Here is an 18,042-nt window from a genome sequence, read left to right as displayed (position 1 = left end):
ACTGCCAACGATATATCGTTGCTTTTACTTTTAATTATACAATACTGTTGCATTTAATTAATTCTAACAGTTTGGATTTTGTTTAGTTTATAGGTCTAATTGTGACTAATCAATGATAATTATATAAACCTCCTTTTCGATATTATAAATTAAAGTTTTTTTTTACTTGTACTTTTACCATTATGATAATTAAAAACATTGTAAACTAATATTTAGAAATGTGGAAAACATAATCGATAAGGAAAGTGACGTATCATTATAATAGTCTAATCTAAGGATTCAATAAAATATTTTTTTTTATTTTCATTATAATTATTAACTTTCTATAATGAGATATTGTTAGCTAGGTTTCGTTTACTGATGCGTCCGAAGCATTGCAAAGAATTTCAGGATACGTTAAAAGCGACGGCAGGTTTACAGGATATACCAGTAATTATTCTTTCTACATCTTCGGATTCTGTAACAGCTATAAGCTCAAAGCCAGCGGTTTCCTGACAAACCCAGCAGTATCAAAGAACTTTCGAATCTTCTGCGCCCTTATTTAATCTAAAGTATATGAATATCGAAAACCAACAGGAACTCTATTTACTAGTTATGAATGCGCCGGTCGGCATCTGCGTTTTAGATGCCCAAACGCTGGTTGCCGAAATTGTAAACGACAGCTTTATAGAAGTGGCCGGAAAACCGCGAGAAGAGATCCTTGGTCATTTTTACTGGGATACTTTCGCTGAAGTGCGCTCCTACTATGAAAGTGCATTGGCGGATGTTATTTCTCACGGCAAACCGTACTCTGTCAATGAGGCTGAACTTGTGCTGATCAGACACGGAAAGGAAGAGACTCGTTACGTGACTTTTGTTTATGCCCCTTTAAAAGATGTTTCCGGAGATGTAAAAAAAGTGGCTGTCTGGGTAATGGACAATACAGTACAGGTCAATCAAAGGCATAAAGTGGAAGAAAGCGAAAAATTTGCGCGTACCGTTTTTTATAATTCCCCTGTAGCGAAATTGGTATACACCGGACCTGAAATGGTTTTACGCGAGGCCAATGAGAAAATGCTTGAAATATTTGGCAAAGGAGATTCGATTATCGGCAGGCCTATAACTGAAACAGTACCGGAAATCAAAGAGACGCATCTGTTTCAGGCCTATAGTAATGTTTTAAATACGGGAAAAATTCATACCGAAACCGCCGCCCGCATCATGTTTGTTAAGAATGGTTCGCCATATTACGGTTATTATGATTACACTTACAAGCCATTGTACGATGCAAAAGGCAGAATCCATGGTGTCATCTGTACGGCTATTGACGTAACCGAAGAGGTAATTGCGCGCAATAAGCTGGAAGAAGCCGAACAAAACATGAGAGGCGCAGTTGAGCTTGCCCAGCTTGGCACATGGAGCATTGATGTGGAGTCAAACGGTTTAACCTATTCAGACCGTCTTATTGAATGGTTTGGATATGATCCTGCCGCCCAGGACTATAATGAAGTTATACCGATTCTGCTTGAAGAAGATCGCGAACGAGTAGCAAATGCCGTGGCATGGGGACTGAATCCTGCTTCAGGAGGGTTGTATGATGAGACCTACACGGTAATACATCCCACTACCGGAAAGAAAAGAATATTGCATGCGCAGGGTAAAACTGTTTTTGATCCCGAGGGCAAACCTGTCCGTATGAACGGAACTGCTCAGGATATTACCATCCAGATGGAACTCCAGATGGAACTGGAAAACCAAATACAGCAGCGTACCGAAGAGATTGGCGCAGTTATAGAGGAATTAAGGGCTACAAATGAAGAATTGGAACAGACCAACGTGCAATTGATACATTCTAATCAGGAATTGGAACAGTTTGCCTACATAGCTTCGCATGACCTGCAGGAACCGCTTCGCAAAATCAGCACTTTTATGCAGTTGCTCGAGGGCAAAATCACGGAACATCTTGACGAAAAATCACTAGGATACATAAATAAAATAAAAGACGCCACAAGCCGTATGGGCAAACTTATTCGAGATGTGCTCGCCTATTCTGCCCTGCCGAAAGACGATGCCAATTTCGTTACGGTAAACCTTGAGGATACGGCCAAAAATGCGCTGGAAGATTATGATGTAGTAATGGCGCGCACAGGAGCTAAAGTCACATGGAATGCGCTTCCGGTTATCAAAGGTATTCCCTTGCAGATGTCCCAGCTGTTTTTTAATCTGATAGGGAACGCGTTAAAATTTATACGCCCTGGTGTGCAGCCCAAAATTCATATTCATTGCAGTATTGCCTCTCCCGATGAGATCCAGTCAGTAAATCTAAAAGAAGGGCTGGCTTATTATAAAATTCAATTTACTGATAATGGCATCGGCATGAAGCCTGAAGATACTGAGAAAATTTTCAATATATTCCAAAAGCTGCACGGTAAAAGTGAATTTGCAGGCACAGGAATCGGACTGGCTATGTGCAAAAAAATTGTCCAGAATCATAATGGTGAGATTGATGCCCTACAAAGCAATGAAAATGGAGCGATATTTAACGTCTACCTGCCAATAAACAATTAATAATATCTGAGTGGTGATCGATTCTTTATTAAAAACACAAAGATTGCTGTAATTATAATTTACTTTCAGTCTGAAAGGGAAATGGGTTCGATTAAAACCTATTTAATCCTTCGGAGATATATTCTTTTCAGAAACAAAAAAAATATTTTTAACCGGATTCATTAAAGCTTTTGTCCAGTGCAGAATAAATACTTTTTTCAGAATGAGAATAAAGCTGGTAAAAGAATTTGGTTTTTGTATATAGAGGTTTGCTCCCTTATTGAAAGTATCTTCAATATCTTTAGGGTTATTAGAAGTCGAGAGCATAACCGCAGGAATCTCCTTCAGTTCCTGATCGCTCCTTATTTCTTCCAGCGCCTCCTTACCCCCTTTAATCGGCATATTTATATCGATAAAAACAATATCAGGTTTTGGTTCAGACCCATCCTTTAAGGCATTAACCAGTTCTTCGCCGTTGTCTACTGTAATAACTTCAGTAGGAACTTTTGTTGCATCAAGAGCTTCCTTAAATAATTCCTGATCATCTTTGTCATCCTCAGCCAATATAATTTTTACTGGCTCGATTTCTTTTAAGTCTTTAGTAGTTCCAACTGGGTTTTCAGAATTTATCATGTCAAAACGGTTTTACAATTTCCAAAAGTACTATTTAAATGCTTACTAAAATTGCCACCAGGCAATAATCTTAAAAGCGTTTACAAATTAACAGCCAGCGATATCCTTTATAGCCTTTTATACGATTGTTAAAATTCACAATCTATTGTTTTAAAGCATTTTGTGATTTACAAATTCACCTTTATGTATGGCAGCCTTATTTCCCCATTCCGTTATTGCATTTAGTAATGGTATGCAGGATTTTCCAAAATCTGTTAAACTGTAAACAACTTTTATCGGAGGTTTTTTCCCTTCAACAGTACGTGATAAAAGACCGTCATTTTCAAGCTGCTTTAACTGGAGGCTCAAAGTCATTTCTGTAATAGCCGGAATATCTCTTCTAAGTTCGCTATACCGTTTATCAGTGTCTTTTAAATGATACAAAATAACCGCTTTCCACTTTCCACCAATTAAATCCATAGCTATACTAACAGTACATGGGTACAATTTGCTATCCAGTTTTATATAATCACTTTGACATTCAATTTTCATAAACTTCTTTTTTAGACCAACTATCCAAATAGATAGTTATTGCAAATTTATCTAACTATGAATAGTTTTGCAACTATAATTTTTATAGTCCAAAATTAATCAAAGTAATAGAACTTATGGAAAATGATTTTAAAGCATCCAAATCAATTAAAAGTAGCAAACCGCTCATTACCATTGTTGGTGTTTTAGGCAAACAAGGCTACAGTGTTGCACAGTCGCTAATACAGAGCGGACAATATCAAGTACGTGGTATTACCAGAAGACTCGATTCTCCGGAAGCTGTAAGTCTGATAGAACAAGGAGTTGAACTAATTAGTATACCTCTTACTTTGGGTTATAAAAAAGATTTTGTCGAGGCTTTCCGTGGCTCATACGGCATTTTTTTGATAACGCCCGGTATTGCACCTCCGCAAACGCATGAATTTGCGTTGGGAAAGGAACTTGCAGATGCAGCACTTGAGGCAAAGGCTGAGTACCTAATTTTTAGCAGCCTGGAAAATGTTGATAGAATTACGTCAGGAAAAAAGTTTGCGCCACATTTCACCCACAAAGCCAATATTGAGACGTATATACGAACACTGCCAATTAAAAGTTCATTCATTTATATGGCCTTTTTTTATACGAACTTCCTCGAATTTTATACCCCGATTGTCAAGGACGATATTCTTGTCTTTCCAATTTACTTACCAAAAGACTTTCGTGCACCGTTTGTTGACCCTCTTACTGCTACAGGTCCAGCTGTTTTAGAAATTTTCTCTAACGCAGATAAATATGCAGGCAGCTCATTACCTGTGATTGGTGATATTTTATCGCCTCAGGAAATAGTTGATACTTTTATAAAGGTTACAGGCATGAAAGCTGTGTACAGTTCGGCATATACGCGAAACGATTTTCTGAAACATTTTCCAGAATTCAGTTCCAATGAAACTTTAGTGGATGAGATAATTGGAATGGCCGAGTATGCTGTTGAATATGGTTATTTTGCAGAAAATCGCGATTTACAATGGAGCAAAAAAATTAATCCGCAAAGCCTTTCCTGGGAACAATTTTTAATTCGAACAGGCTGGAAAGGTTTAAAGCGATCCTATTAATTTCGCATGTTTTGTGATAAATCGCGGCCCATCAGCAAACTTAAAGAAATAAATTCTAGTTTTCGCAAATGAGAGTTATTGCACAGTGGCTTTTGTGATCTTGCTTATTATTGCCTATAAAAATCAGTTTTTATCCTATAACAGGATTATTGTCGTGTGCATCCTCAAAACTTCAAATATTAAAGCAAATGAAGTACACACGACATTAGTAATTGTAATTAAGACTCTAAGAGATACAGTCTCAATTAAGTCGTATATTTACGGCCACCTGATTCAACCATAATAATCAAAACACATTACCGTTTATAATTCAAATACAACAAACTGCCCAGCCGTGAAATGAAAAAATTTGCAATTAATAAAACAGCCGACGATCATTGGACTATTACCCATAATGAATTTCCGAAATTTACCTGTAAGTTTGAAAATAAAAAATTTAACATAAGCAGGACCATAAACGGACTTGAAAACCCAATGGGTGACCCAAAAGAAGTAAGACTCCTCCAACGAATGGAACAGTGGCTCCTGCAGTATCATAAGGATAAGACAGTCTAACTAAAGTAATTATTCAACTAGAGCTTATTTTAAAAATTTTCTTTCTAAATATTATAGGCATCTTATTTTAATAACATTCTTTCCGTAATTGTTTTATTTGAGGAAGCATCAATTCCGGTAACTTCGGCATACTTAACATTTGGTAACCAAAAAGAACCTCCTTCAATGCGCACAAATATTTTTTCTACCTGTATTCTTTTCTGATTTAAATTTACAAAAACATGATATTTTTGATCTGAATCTATCTTTTTCAAGGTTAAGGGTAATTTTTTATACGATACAAATTGAAGCTCAAACTCCTCATTATTTGAGGCTTTACTTTCTATTCCGTATGCAAATTTACGTTGTATATAACTAAAATCTTTTTTTTCTCCTTTCTCAGCATATCGAATCCAATACGCTTTTATAGGATTGCTTTTGTTTATTTTTCCATTTTCCTGGTAGTTTATGGCATAAATAGCAGTATTTATATTCGGATCACGCTGAATGTAAAACAGCATATTATCTATATTTTTAGGCGTTGGGAAATGTAATGGTGATGGATTTTTGGTTTGTGCCAATAGATTACCAGAAATTATATTTACTAAGATCGTTATAACAATTAGTGATTTTCTAAAATTTTTAAATGGTAATTTATTCATAAACGAAATTTTCATTGGTTGCAAATATTTTAAACACACTTCTACTCCGCTTAGTGCAGGCTGGAAACATAGATTCAGGACGCTTAAAAAAGACGTTTCACTTGTTTAAAACAAATCCCGAAGCTTCGGGATTATGTGTTGAAACTAAGTTTTTTTTGTTTTCTTCTTTTATATATAAAATCTATCCCGAGGTTCAATGTTATTAAGTTAAGCTTTTAGAAAATAAAATTATTGCAAATCAAATCCGTTTTTATCCGCGTTTTTACGAAGTAAATCTGTTTTATCCGCGTCAAAATTAGACGCTGATTTTACTGATTCGCAAAAGCGAAAACGCTGATAAAAACGGATTTTCTAATTTGATTCAATTGCATTCTCTTTTTCGTTTATCCTAAAAACCCAATATTTAATGAGTGGATAATTAAATCCATAAGAAACAAAACTATCCGTGATTAATCTTCCGATTCTATAATCGATTTGAAATACTTTTTGCAAAATAAGCGTACCAAATGATTTTAAGGAAATGCTTCCCAACACCACCAACGCAAATTTAAAAAGCTGACTATTGATACGGCTGCGATAACCACATTTGTTTTTAAATACCCAAAATCTATTGATGCTGAAATTGACAATGGCGCCAACGGTTCCGGAGATTAGAATTGAAAAGGTAAAATGCAATTTAAATACTTCTGTTAATAAAATCATTAAGCCATAATCGGTAATGCCTCCTAAAAATGCCGCAACTTGTGCTTGTAGAAAAGTGAAAATAGATTTTTTCGGGAACATATCAGTCTTGGTTTTTATCTTTTAAATCGCCCAACTTTAAAAGTTTTAAGCTATCTACGATATTAATTATAAGCAATATAATAGTTATTAAGCCAGCCAGATATGTAATTGATCCATTAAATAAAACTTCTATAATTAAAATTAAGGCAATAATAAATCGAAGTTCAGTTGGACCAACAACGCCAGAATCTATACTGTATTCATTTGTGATTTTGTAGCGTAACTGGCTGATGATGATAGACCAGCCATACAATGCGACAAAAGCAAAGGCTACTATTTGTGTGCCATTTTTAGCATAAATGTAGTAGCCAAAGCCTATAAGTACAATACCAATCCAATCGGCAATAATATCGAGTGCAAAACCATACCAACGACGTGGAATATTTCTATAATAAGCCAATCTTCCATCTAAAGAATCGCCTAACCAATTTATAGCCAAACCGATAATACCCAAAAGCAAATACCAGTTTGCTACATAAATACCTAAAACAAAAGCTAAAAAAACCAATCCAGAGCCCAGTGTCCCCATTAAAGTGAGTAGGTTTGGCGAAATGAATTTAGGCACCTTTGGCAGCAAAAATACAATCGTTGACTGTTCAGCCCTTTTTAAAATATTAGTTCGCTTACGGTCTGAAAATGTTCTTTGTACAATTGCACTATGATCTTCAACCTGTGTTTCTTTTCTCATTAATATCGCAATATTTATAAGCCAGATAGTATTATACCAATTCTAGTTTTATAATTTTTAATTTTATTTTTCTTTGCGTATTTTTAAAGAAATCGGTGGTTCTTTTTAGCTTACCTGATCTAACCAGATAACTAAATGCGAGGACAATCAGCATAATTATTTAACAATACCTGCAAAACGTTGATAGAAAACCGTTGGACTGTTCTCGTTTTTAGGAGCATATTTTCCTGCTATAATTGGAATATAAATAACTCTCCTTCTACTGTCTTCGCCACGGATAGAAGATTCAGCCACTCTGTGCCACAAACGGCCATCGTGAATGGTTAAATCTCCAGCTTCCGGAGTGATGGATACTTCCTGTGGATCGGGTTTATTATCTAAAAAGTACTTTTTACGAAAAAGCATTTGATAAATACTTTGCTTGTGTGTACCCGGAATGATTTTAAGACCGCCGTTTTCGGGTTGTAAAGTGCTTAAGTGAATACCCACATTGAGCATCGGGTTTAATTTTGCACCATAAAAAATATCTCGCAAACCATCTGTATGCCAGCCCATTTTAGTAAACTTACTTTCTGGCCCATTGATGTAATGATTAAAAACCATTCCGTCTTTTTCTTCAGTACCTAATCTTGCGCCATCGCCTGCCAATGGTAATAAACTATTAAATCTTGGATCAAGTAAAAGACCGCTTAAGGTTTGATGATGTTGATTGATAAAAGCAAAACGCTGTACAATTGGAGAACCATCTAAATCTTTTCCATACTTAATCGGAACACCATTTACTTTTTGAAGGTCATTGTCAATCCATTTTTGCTCCACTTGTTTTGACGCATCAATGATGGATGAAACCGTTTCCGGATTTATAAATTTTTTGAAATGGATGAAGCCATGTTCGTTAAAAAAGTTGATTTGCTCAGCAGTTAATTGCTCAGTAAGCGTAAAAGTTTTATAAGAAGATACCATGATAAATATATTTAATAATTGAAATAATAGTGTTTGAAATTTTATCTAAAGGATTAGCAACAGCAACAACAGCAACACATTCGCATAGTGTTGGCGTGCATTCGATCTTTAGTAAAATTAAACTCATTTCTCATATTAGATATACTCTATAGAATTAGTAGACATTTATACAAATGTAATATAATTTCTCATTTGCAAAGAATTTTTTTTTATTTTTTTTTGAAAAAATTAAATTTTATAAATCCCGGCTGCCATTTTTTCGATAAAAGCCTTTGGTAGTATACGGTTGGCATAAACCGAAATGATATTTGTAAAACCCGGAATAACTTCTGATTTTTTGTTGAACATGGCTTTTACAGCCATTTTTGCAACTTCATCAGGCTGCATATTAAACTTTTCAGCCATTTTGCTAAAAGCGTCTAAACCAGCTCTTGAAGCAAAACCAGTATCAACCGGACCCGGGCTAAAACAGGTTACTGAAATTGAAGTTTGGGCAAGTTCAAAACGTAAGGCACGGGTAAACGATAAAACAAAAGCCTTTGTAGCCGAATAAACAGCCAGCGTAGGTACAGCCTGGTATGCAGCAGTACTCGATATATTTAAAATGTAGGCTTGCTTTTCTTGTGAAAGTATAGGTACTAATAAATGTGAAAGTTCTACAACTACATTCATGTTAAGTTGCATCATGCCAAGCTGATCAGTTAGCGAAGATTGACTAAAATCACCCCAAACACCATAACCCGCATTGTTTACTAAAATGCCAACTGCATAGTTATTCATTTTTATCCAATCGGTTACTTTTTGCGATGCATCATTTATAGAAAGATCAATTGATAAAACAGCCACCTTGATGCCGTATTTAGCTTGAAGATTATCAGATAGTGCTTTTAACTCCTCTTCACTTCTTGCAACAAGCAATAGTGGATAACCCTGTTTAGCCAATTCATAAGCAATAGATTTTCCAATGCCTTTGCTGGCGCCAGTAATTAAGGCATACGGTTTCGTTTTTTCGCTCATTTTATTAATTTTAATCTTTCAAATATAAAGATTAATTGTAAACCGTTGGATGTACAACTTACATAATATTTGATCTAATAAAGCAACTGTCAGTGCTGTAAATATTATTTTTCAAAATACTCATCGTAGTAATAAATGGTTAATTTTGACTATTGTTACAAGATTAAAGTTCCAATACATTTGTATTGCTAAATATTTTTTAGTGGATTAAAATCCTCCCCCTTAATTATAAAAACAATATTTTTTATGAAAACAAAAATCACTAGTATCAGTTCGTTGTTGCTTATTGCTCTTTTTGCCAATTGCGAAAACAAGAATAAATCGAGTCAATCTACAGCCGAAACCGTAAACGAAACTAAAATCACAAACCAAGATTCGGCGCGTGTAAATGGAACAACATGCGATATTACCATTTCGGGAATCCATTTTACGAAATCGGTTAATGGTGCAGATACACTTGCTACAGCAGATGCTAATGGCAAAGTAACATTTAAAGCGGGAGCCAAAAAGGATTATTTTTGTGATCCAAACGAAAAATTATCTAACAACACCGCTCCTATTTTGTTATCTAAAATCGACAATAAAAAACCTTTCACTTTAATTTCAAAAGTAACTCCTGAATTTACAAAAGAAGGTTTGTACAATGCCGGTGTATTGTATATTTATGTGAATGATAATTTTTGGCAAAAACTATGTTTTGAACAAGATGAACGTGGAAAACACCGTGTAGTAAGTGTTAGAACCATAGGTACATCTGACGATAATAATCATGATATCGTAACTACTCCATCTATTTACATGAAAATCTCTTCAGATACACAAACAATTGCTAGTTACTACTCTTATGATAAAAAAGACTGGCACATGGTACGCTTATACAAAAACAATTATCCATCTGAAATTTGGGTAGGAATTAGTAACCAATGTCCAGTTGACAAAGGTTCATTAAGCTACTTTGAAGATTTAAGCTTAGTTCAAAATAGTGTTACTGATTTCAGAATGGGAAATTAATTTAAAATACCTTTTGCACTGCGAAGTCTGCCGGCTTCGCAGTTATCCAATAATTTACAACAAATTTAAAGCTCCTGCTGTTCGAACTGCTTCAATAGAATTATTTACATTTAGTTTTTCCAAAATATTTTGTCTGTGCCTGTTTACAGTATTAATACTGATATTGAGTTTCGCAGCAATTTCTTTACTAATGATACCTTTACTAATTAAAACTAAAATTTCTTTTTCACGCAAAGTCAAAAGATCAACACAATTTTCATAGGTATCTACATAAAAGATTTCTCCTGTTTTAGTATTGATAATTTTTCCCTCTATACCATTTGCACCAGCTGTTTTTTCTAATAAATAATTATATAGACACACAGCAAGCCACAATCCGCCTTCTGAACTGTTTTTCATATAAAAACTGCGATGCAAAATATACTGGTATTCCTTTTTAGTATTTAAGGTTCTAATTCTGCATTTTGTAGCATAATTTAATCTTTCCTCAGAAGATATTGTCTTTAAGAAATTAAAAAACTCCAGTTCCAAAAGATGCCTTTGAAAAAGATCATCAGGATGAATGCGGTTATAAATGTCCTCTTCCCAAATAGAATCAATTGTTGTAAAGCCGGATGTATGAATATCAAAAAAACGGCCAAAATTACCCGCAAATATATAGCTCTTATTACTCGCTAAATCTGAGAGTACAGCTACTGAATTATCTAATTTCACGTAGGCCTCCATCATTACTATAGCCTCATTTAATGCTTCTTTACGCTTTTCAGGGCTGTCTATTGATTCAAAAGAAAATTTGTCTTCTAAGTTCGAGATAGGATTCATAACTATAATTCGTTATTACTGTACTAAGTTATAAGAAAGGAGATTAGAGTGATTTTAAAAATGGTTATATTTAACTATTGCTGTAAAAAACTCAAATTACATTCTTTGTAAATTATTAATAAAATCCAAATTTAAGAAATCATGAAGAGAATTCACTTAGTTTTAATATGTATATGCATTATGGCTGTAAAAGGAAACGCTCAAAAACTAACTTCAATGAACTGGCTCAATGAACCGGCTGACTGGGAAATAAAGGACAATAAACTTACTATGCAGGTTACACCACAATCTGATTATTGGAACAAAAGCCACTACGGTTTTACTGTATACGATGGACCTTTTCTCTATACGGAGAGAAGTGGCGAGTTTGAAGTTGTTGTAAAAATGAGCGGTGTTTATAAGACCAGATTCGATCAGGTTTGCCTTATGCTTCGAATTGATGAAAACAATTACGTAAAAACTGGTGTCGAATATGTAGACGGAGTTTATAATATTAGTACTGTTCATACTATCGATAAAAGTTCCTGGAGTGTTCTTGGCTTAAAAGAAAAACCTAAAAATGTATGGATGAAGGCCGTACGCCGACTAGATGCACTGGAGATTTTTTATTCTATTGATGGGATTAATTATACAATGACTAATACCGTTTATTTTCCGGAATTTAAAACGGTACAAGTGGGCATGATGGCTGCAAGTCCTGATGGAAAAGGCTTTACGGCTACTTTCGAAGATTTTAAAATTACGCATCTTCCGGATCAAAGACGTTTGGAGTGGTTAAAAAACAATCAATAGTTTTTGTAGAATCAATTACAACATGCAACTGCTGAACCCGATAAGTTCAGCAGTTTTTTTATACAAAATCAAATTATATGGTAAGGTTCGATAAACCTACGTAAGTTACCAATGCGTTATTGGAACAGGCTTACGTAAAACGTTTTTTTGATTTTTTTAATGGAGAACTGGTTGCTCCACCGGAAGTAACCTGCCAGCAACAGAAGATGAAAATAAATACGCATCTTGATAAAAAATCACAAGCAACTGCTTTGTTAAATTATAATTCCCTATTTTAAGGTTTGTTTTATTTTTATAAATTTACGAAATGAAACAAGCAGAAACCGTTAGCGAATTTTATAAACGACTGCCAAACCATGCACCTGTAAATGTGCCACTTAATAATGCCGGGATCGGCCATATTAATGTTTTTACCAGAGAATCATGTGCCGAAGTAAGTCCTTACAGCCGACGGGATTTTTACAAGATTTCTCTAATCATCGGCAAGGGCAAGATTTATTATGCCGACAAATGGATACAGATTGACAAACCTGCCCTACTCTTTTCTAATCCTGTGGTGCCTTATTCGTGGGAAGCAGAATCTGAGGATCAGTCCGGTTGGTACTGCCTGTTTACCGAAGATTTTATACAGCATAGCGAACGCATGAATAGCTTACTGGATTCTCCTTTATTCAAAATTGGATGTAATCCGATATTTTTTCCCGATGATACTCAATTAAAGGAACTTTCGTCCATATATATGAAGATGCAAGCCGAAATGCTCTCTACTTATCCGCATAAGTACGATATTCTGCGCAGCTATCTGCATCTGATAATTCATGAGGCCATGAAAAATAATGCTGCCACAAATTTTCATACCTATACAAATGCCTCTTCCCGGGTATCAGCTTTGTTTCTTGAATTGCTCGAAAGACAATTTCCAATTGACTCTCCTTCACTCACATTAAAATTAAAAAATCCGGCAGATTATGCCAATTCTTTATCCATACACATCAATCATCTTAATCGTTCGGTAAAGGAAATTACAGGAAAAACTACATCAACTCATATTGCAGAGCGTATTATTAAAGAAGCTAAAACCTTATTGCAGCACACAGATTGGAATATTGCCGATATTGGCTACAGCCTTGGTTTTGAATATCCTTCTTATTTTACACTCTTTTTTAAAAAGCACACCGGTTTGGCACCAACTCAGCTGAGAATAACTGTTTGAATATTATAATTAACTGTTTGATCGCTATAAGTCCCGACTGTGTTTTCAGGTTTACATTTGTAGAAACAAAATTAGATAAAAATGGAATACAGAAAACTCGGAACTACCGGTGAGGAACTATCCGCACTTGGTTTAGGCTGTATGGGCATGAGCTTTGCTTATGGTCCGGCAGACGATAAAGAAAGTCTGGCTACGCTGGAGAAAGCACTTGATTTGGGGGTTAACTTTTGGGATACAGCCGATATGTACGGCAACGGTGCCAATGAAGAACTCATCTCTAAAGTCCTTGTCCCTAACCGCGATAAGATATTTATTGCAACAAAATTCGGATTTCGTTTTAAAGATGGAATTGCGGGGCCAAGCAGTGCTTCAGGAACCTACTTTGACGGCTCTCCTGCCTGGATGAAAGTTGCAGTTGAACAGAGTCTAAAGCGTTTGAAAATTGACACAATTGATCTTTATTATGCGCATCGGGTTGACCCAAATGTCCCGATTGAGGAAACTGTTGGGGCAATGGCAGATTTAGTAAAAGAAGGCAAAGTTCGCTATCTCGGACTTAGTGAAGTCTCTGCCAATTCTTTAAGAAAAGCACATGCTGTACATCCAATCTCTGCTGTTCAAAGTGAGTACTCACTTCTCACAAGAGATGTAGAAAACGGAATATTAAAAACTACTCGTGAGCTTGGTATCTCTCTTGTCCCTTATTCTCCTTTGGCGCGGGGTCTGGTTACCAATAAACTTAATGTGGATACACTTGCCATTGATGATTTCAGAAGAACGCTTCCGCGCTATCAAAGTGAAAATATTGACAACAACAATAAGCTTATAGAAAATTTCGCAGCATTTGCAGCCTCTAAAAGTTGTACACCCGCACAACTAGCTTTGGCTTGGGTGTTAGCGCAGGGTGAAGATATAATTCCTATTCCGGGAACCAAGAAAAGAAATTATCTGGAAGAGAATGTTGGTGCAATTGAAGTTAAATTGTCAAGCGCTGATCTTACAGTTATTAATGAATTAATTAATAGATACCCTATAATTGGAGAGCGATACAGTGAAGAAGCAATGAAGATGGTTAATCACTAAGTAGCTCTTTTTATTTAAAATAACAGCAAAAATAAAGTCTGCTCGCGCTGTGGTGTGAGCAGACTTTATTTTTTGTCAATAATTCCAGAATCATTTTTTATTTAGATAATGCTGAAGATAGCGTTAAAACAAAAGTGAGTTGGTAAAGATTAATTTTCACCTGTACAAAGCTAATAATTATGCAACTATAATTTATTTTTCTATAAGAAATTGAATGTAGCCTATGGTTAAATTTGTAAAATGCAAATTTTTAAAGGCAGCAAACTAAAAGTAAGTAATTATAAAAAATAACGTTATGGAAAAGCAAAACAACCCCGAATATGGTCAGACAGATCCCGATTTTATTGATCAAAATACTTTGGTTGATGGTAATAACATCCTAAACGAAGATCAATTACACCAAGTCATTCAAAAAGAAGATATACCAGAATTTGGAGAGAGTGACCCTGATTACATAGACCAAAATACGCTGGTTGATAATGATAATTATGCCAGAGATGAAGATCCATATCAATATCAGGACGAATTTAAAATCAAATCAGAAAAAACAGATCAGGAACAGATCATAAATAAAAATGATTCAATTACTAATGATGAAAGGAAAAATGATTTAAACAAAGATAACGAGTAATTGTATTTATTATAGAAAGTGCAAAAAAATACAAAACCTTCTTTTTATGAATATTTTCAAAAAAGAAGGTTTTGTGTTTTAAAATGTAGATTATAAGTATATTCTGCACATGGTTATTAATTTCACTTAACCCTTTGGTTCTATAATTTGGTAGTTTCCGCTAAGATGCATTAAACTGAAGAGATACATTAATCCATCATAATAAGGATCAAAGTATCCATCTTCATAAGGTTCAAGTTTTGCATTCCAAACAGCATGAACAAAATCTATACTTGCCTTATCTTTATTTACTAATGATGCTGTTGCTGCAGTTCCTACTAATCCAATCGAGTGTCTTAGTTTTTTCACCGGACCAGCCTGAAGAATAAACTCTGGAGTAGAACCATCCAGATTAAACTGATCTTTAAATGTATTTAATCCTTTTGATCTAAGGAAATTTTGAAATCGTTTGGCATAGTCTTCCTGCCATTCTTTATCTTTTCCGTACCAGGTATAATCCATTGCGATGTTCATAGGAACACGCCAGGAATCATAACGAAATCCCGCAGGCATCCAGGGTGTTGGGTGCGGTTCACCATTAAACTCGCTATAATCTGAATTTAGCCCCGTCACAGGATGGCAGGCTTTATGTAAAAAATTACGCGAAACATCGGCGCATTCTTTATAAAACTTCTCATGACCGTCTTTGGCATACAATGCCCATATTTCGTAAAATGCAGGAACATGATAAGAAGGGTCTGTCCAATTGTAACCACCTCCTTCCGGCACAAATGAAATCTGTTTGTGTTCTGTATTTATAATATTATGCACGTTGCCGGTTCCGTCTTTTTTCCACATGGCATCTAGGATTCTTCTTGCCTCTTTGTAGTAGTTTATTCCTGTATCATTACCCCATTTATTAGAAGCAAAAAGCAGGCTTGTTATATAATACAATTCCCCATCTGAAGCAGAACCGGGAGAGTTTTGTTTTTTGGTCTCAGGATTTACACTCCACGCAAAATACCCTTCTCTTGGTCCTTCCTGATGCTGCATGTATTTTACAGACCATCTCCAGAGACGATCAAAAACATCTTTTTTATTGAGCTGAACGGCAACCATCATTCCGTATGACATTCCTTCGGTACGGGCATCTTTATTTTTAACATCCGAGACGTATCCTAATGAATCACCTTCTTCAAAATAAACTTTATCCGGTCCTTCAAAAACATCGTAATAGGCTTTGGCTAATTTCTTATCTATTTCAATCTGGCTGTACCCTGCTTCTTTAAAAAGATTCCGGTATTGGGGTCTTTTGAATTCTGATTTATCCGTTTTCTTATTATTCTGTCCTATAATTAAACCGGGAGCAGTCAATATAAAAATCATTACCAAAGCTGAAATTTTAATTAAACTCAAGCTTTGATTTTTTTTATCTGTATTTTTCATTTTTTGACTTAATTAAATAATTTGAAAATGCAATTCGTTTTTCTTCAATTGCATTTCTGTAAACAAATAAACAGCGCAGTGAAATGCGCTGTTTATCCAACTTAACTTAAACTAACCAAAATTTAAATTATCTTAATAACCAGGATTATTATCTGTTGGTTTTATTTTAGGATTAGAAGATGTTTCCCTGTTTGGTATTGGCCATAATTCACTTTTACCAGTAGTAAAACCTGTTCCTTGTAATACAGTACTTGCGATACCCCATCTTATAAGATCATCAAAACGAGACTGTTCTCCGGCAAACTCTACCTGACGTTCGTGAACAATTGCAGCAAAAACTGCGTCTTTGGTTGGTGCAATAGTAGTTGTCAGGTTTGCTCTGTCTCGGACTTCTTTAATGTATGCTATAGCTGCTGTCTGCGAACCGCCATCTCTTTGGTTTTCGCATTCGGCTTTCATAAGCAATACATCTGCATAGCGCATTACTTTAAAGTTGATGCTTGATCTCGTTGCTTCATCTTCTCTTGTGTAATAGTTTTGATATTTTTTCCAGCCCGCTCTTCTAATACCTGCAGAGGTAGTAAAATTACTTGCTACCATTACCTTGGTTCCTTTTAAATAAGATGATCCTGGCACATAAAAAGTATCTCCAAAACGGTTATCCCCTGCTTCATACGAATCTAAAATATCATCTGACGGATAAACATTGTACCAGCTAAGATTTCCGTATTCCTGACCTCTAAGTGTTGACTCCTCAAAACCCGTTCCGCCGCTATCACCAACAGCCCCCCATTGATCACCAGTTCCGTTTTTCTCGTCAAACTCAATTTCAAAAATAGATTCTTTACCATGTTCTGTTTCTTCCATAAAGTTGTTGTAAAAATTACCTTTGTCTTCAAGGCTGTAACCTGTAACATTATTAAAAGCTGTTAAAGCTTCATTATATTTCTTTTGATATAACAACACCTTGCCCAAATGCGCATAAGCCGCTTCTCTATTAGCTCTCCCTGCCGATTCTGAAGCTTTTGGCAAAAGATTTTGCGTTGCAAATACAAGATCTTCTTCAATCAAAGCATATACCTCTGCTTTTGGGCTTCTGGCGTTCCCGATTATAGTGCCTGTTTTATAAATTGGTAAATCACCAAAACGTCTTACTAATAGAAAATAATAGTACGCTCTTAAAAAATGAGCTTCTGCTAAATATTTATTCTTTTTTTCCTGAGATAAAACATTATCTGGAAGAGCATTGATTTTCGGCTCGTTATCCAATACAAAATTAGCTCTGGAGATTCCTGTATAACAAGATTCCCAGTAATATTGAATGATATCATTTCCTCCGTTAAAAGAAAAATCCTGAAAAGGTTTCTTGTTACCCTCTAACTGCGGGTTTCCTAAAGCATCATGCCCCATAAGATCCATGGCGAAAAAAAGATTTCTGCCATAGAGTCCTCTTGTCTGAAGATTTGCATAGGAAGCATTTACGGCAGACTGCACCTGTGTTTCGGTTTTAAAGAAAGTTTCAGGCGATAAAGTATTAGGATTAGCTAATTCTAATTCGCTCGTGTCACATGAAGTTATGCTTAAAACTCCGGACAGCACTATAAGTATATATTTAATTTTTTTCATCGTCTCTAAAT

17 protein-coding genes are annotated in these 18,042 nt (G+C 35.3%); 7 read left to right on the top strand and 10 right to left on the bottom strand.

All coding sequences use genetic code 11. From position 1 onward, the window contains the following. Positions 1–555 precede the first annotated feature (555 nt). Positions 556–2,547: a PAS domain-containing sensor histidine kinase gene (locus BUE22_RS05595; RefSeq protein WP_073394089.1), complete on the top strand. Its 1,992-nt coding sequence runs from the start codon at positions 556–558 to the stop codon at positions 2,545–2,547. 102 nt (positions 2,548–2,649) lie between these two features. Here the strand turns inward: BUE22_RS05595 and BUE22_RS05590 are convergent, their stop codons facing one another. Both BUE22_RS05590 and BUE22_RS05585 read right to left on the bottom strand, forming a co-directional pair. Continuing rightward, on the bottom strand, positions 2,650–3,159 hold the full coding sequence (locus BUE22_RS05590; protein WP_084540210.1) for a response regulator: 510 nt from the start codon (positions 3,157–3,159) through the stop codon (positions 2,650–2,652). 150 nt (positions 3,160–3,309) lie between these two features. Next, on the bottom strand, positions 3,310–3,690 hold the full coding sequence (locus BUE22_RS05585; protein ID WP_073394088.1) for a winged helix-turn-helix transcriptional regulator: 381 nt from the start codon (positions 3,688–3,690) through the stop codon (positions 3,310–3,312). Positions 3,691–3,806: 116 nt separating this feature from the next. On the opposite strand from BUE22_RS05585, the gene BUE22_RS05580 reads away from it, so the two are divergent. Then, complete coding sequence (locus BUE22_RS05580) at positions 3,807–4,781, top strand: NmrA/HSCARG family protein (RefSeq protein WP_073394087.1); 975 nt, start codon at positions 3,807–3,809, stop codon at positions 4,779–4,781. Between the two features lie 617 nt (positions 4,782–5,398). Here the strand turns inward: BUE22_RS05580 and BUE22_RS05570 are convergent. From BUE22_RS05570 to BUE22_RS05550, 5 genes are all read right to left on the bottom strand, one after another. Continuing rightward, a complete protein-coding gene (locus BUE22_RS05570) occupies positions 5,399–5,977 on the bottom strand; it encodes a DUF4833 domain-containing protein (protein WP_073394086.1) in 579 nt (192 codons plus the stop codon). A 351-nt stretch (positions 5,978–6,328) separates the two neighbouring features. After that, positions 6,329–6,760: a GtrA family protein gene (locus BUE22_RS05565; protein WP_073394085.1), complete on the bottom strand. Its 432-nt coding sequence runs from the start codon at positions 6,758–6,760 to the stop codon at positions 6,329–6,331. A 1-nt stretch (position 6,761) separates the two neighbouring features. Continuing rightward, positions 6,762–7,448 (bottom strand): CDP-alcohol phosphatidyltransferase family protein, encoded by a 687-nt coding sequence (locus BUE22_RS05560; RefSeq protein ID WP_073394084.1) that lies wholly within the window; start codon positions 7,446–7,448, stop codon positions 6,762–6,764. Positions 7,449–7,604: 156 nt separating this feature from the next. Next, a complete protein-coding gene (locus tag BUE22_RS05555) occupies positions 7,605–8,411 on the bottom strand; it encodes a phytanoyl-CoA dioxygenase family protein (protein WP_073394083.1) in 807 nt (268 codons plus the stop codon). A gap of 228 nt (positions 8,412–8,639) precedes the next feature. Next, a complete protein-coding gene (locus tag BUE22_RS05550; RefSeq protein WP_073394082.1) occupies positions 8,640–9,428 on the bottom strand; it encodes an SDR family NAD(P)-dependent oxidoreductase in 789 nt (262 codons plus the stop codon). 246 nt (positions 9,429–9,674) lie between these two features. On the opposite strand from BUE22_RS05550, the gene BUE22_RS05545 reads away from it, so the two are divergent. Then, a complete protein-coding gene (locus BUE22_RS05545) occupies positions 9,675–10,439 on the top strand; it encodes a DUF1349 domain-containing protein (protein WP_073394081.1) in 765 nt (254 codons plus the stop codon). A gap of 54 nt (positions 10,440–10,493) precedes the next feature. Here BUE22_RS05545 and BUE22_RS05540 read toward each other — a convergent pair whose 3' ends face one another. Next, positions 10,494–11,261, bottom strand: a complete 768-nt coding sequence (locus tag BUE22_RS05540) for a response regulator transcription factor (RefSeq protein WP_073394080.1) — start codon at positions 11,259–11,261, stop codon at positions 10,494–10,496. 141 nt (positions 11,262–11,402) lie between these two features. Between BUE22_RS05540 and BUE22_RS05535 the strand changes: the two genes are divergently transcribed. From BUE22_RS05535 to BUE22_RS05520, 4 genes are all read left to right on the top strand, one after another. After that, complete coding sequence (locus BUE22_RS05535; protein ID WP_073394079.1) at positions 11,403–12,053, top strand: DUF1349 domain-containing protein; 651 nt, start codon at positions 11,403–11,405, stop codon at positions 12,051–12,053. Positions 12,054–12,423: 370 nt separating this feature from the next. After that, a complete protein-coding gene (locus BUE22_RS05530) occupies positions 12,424–13,266 on the top strand; it encodes a helix-turn-helix domain-containing protein (RefSeq protein ID WP_317043525.1) in 843 nt (280 codons plus the stop codon). Positions 13,267–13,347: 81 nt separating this feature from the next. Beyond that, positions 13,348–14,349 carry an aldo/keto reductase gene (locus BUE22_RS05525; protein WP_073394077.1) on the top strand — a complete coding sequence of 334 codons (1,002 nt, stop codon included), beginning with the start codon at positions 13,348–13,350 and terminating at the stop codon, positions 14,347–14,349. Positions 14,350–14,644: 295 nt separating this feature from the next. Then, entirely contained in the window at positions 14,645–14,980 is a 336-nt protein-coding gene (locus tag BUE22_RS05520; RefSeq protein WP_073394076.1) for a hypothetical protein, read from the top strand. A gap of 126 nt (positions 14,981–15,106) precedes the next feature. On the opposite strand, the gene BUE22_RS05515 is transcribed toward BUE22_RS05520, so the two are convergent. Further along, positions 15,107–16,405 carry a family 8 glycosyl hydrolase gene (locus BUE22_RS05515; RefSeq protein ID WP_073394075.1) on the bottom strand — a complete coding sequence of 433 codons (1,299 nt, stop codon included), beginning with the start codon at positions 16,403–16,405 and terminating at the stop codon, positions 15,107–15,109. 132 nt (positions 16,406–16,537) lie between these two features. After that, positions 16,538–18,031, bottom strand: a complete 1,494-nt coding sequence (locus BUE22_RS05510; RefSeq protein WP_042567127.1) for a RagB/SusD family nutrient uptake outer membrane protein — start codon at positions 18,029–18,031, stop codon at positions 16,538–16,540. Positions 18,032–18,042 lie beyond the last annotated feature (11 nt).

Source organism: Flavobacterium pectinovorum (assembly GCF_900142715.1).
Taxonomy (GTDB): domain Bacteria; phylum Bacteroidota; class Bacteroidia; order Flavobacteriales; family Flavobacteriaceae; genus Flavobacterium; species Flavobacterium pectinovorum.
The sequence above is the reverse complement of the archived record's forward strand: the minus strand, read 5'-3'. Positions and strand labels throughout refer to the sequence as shown.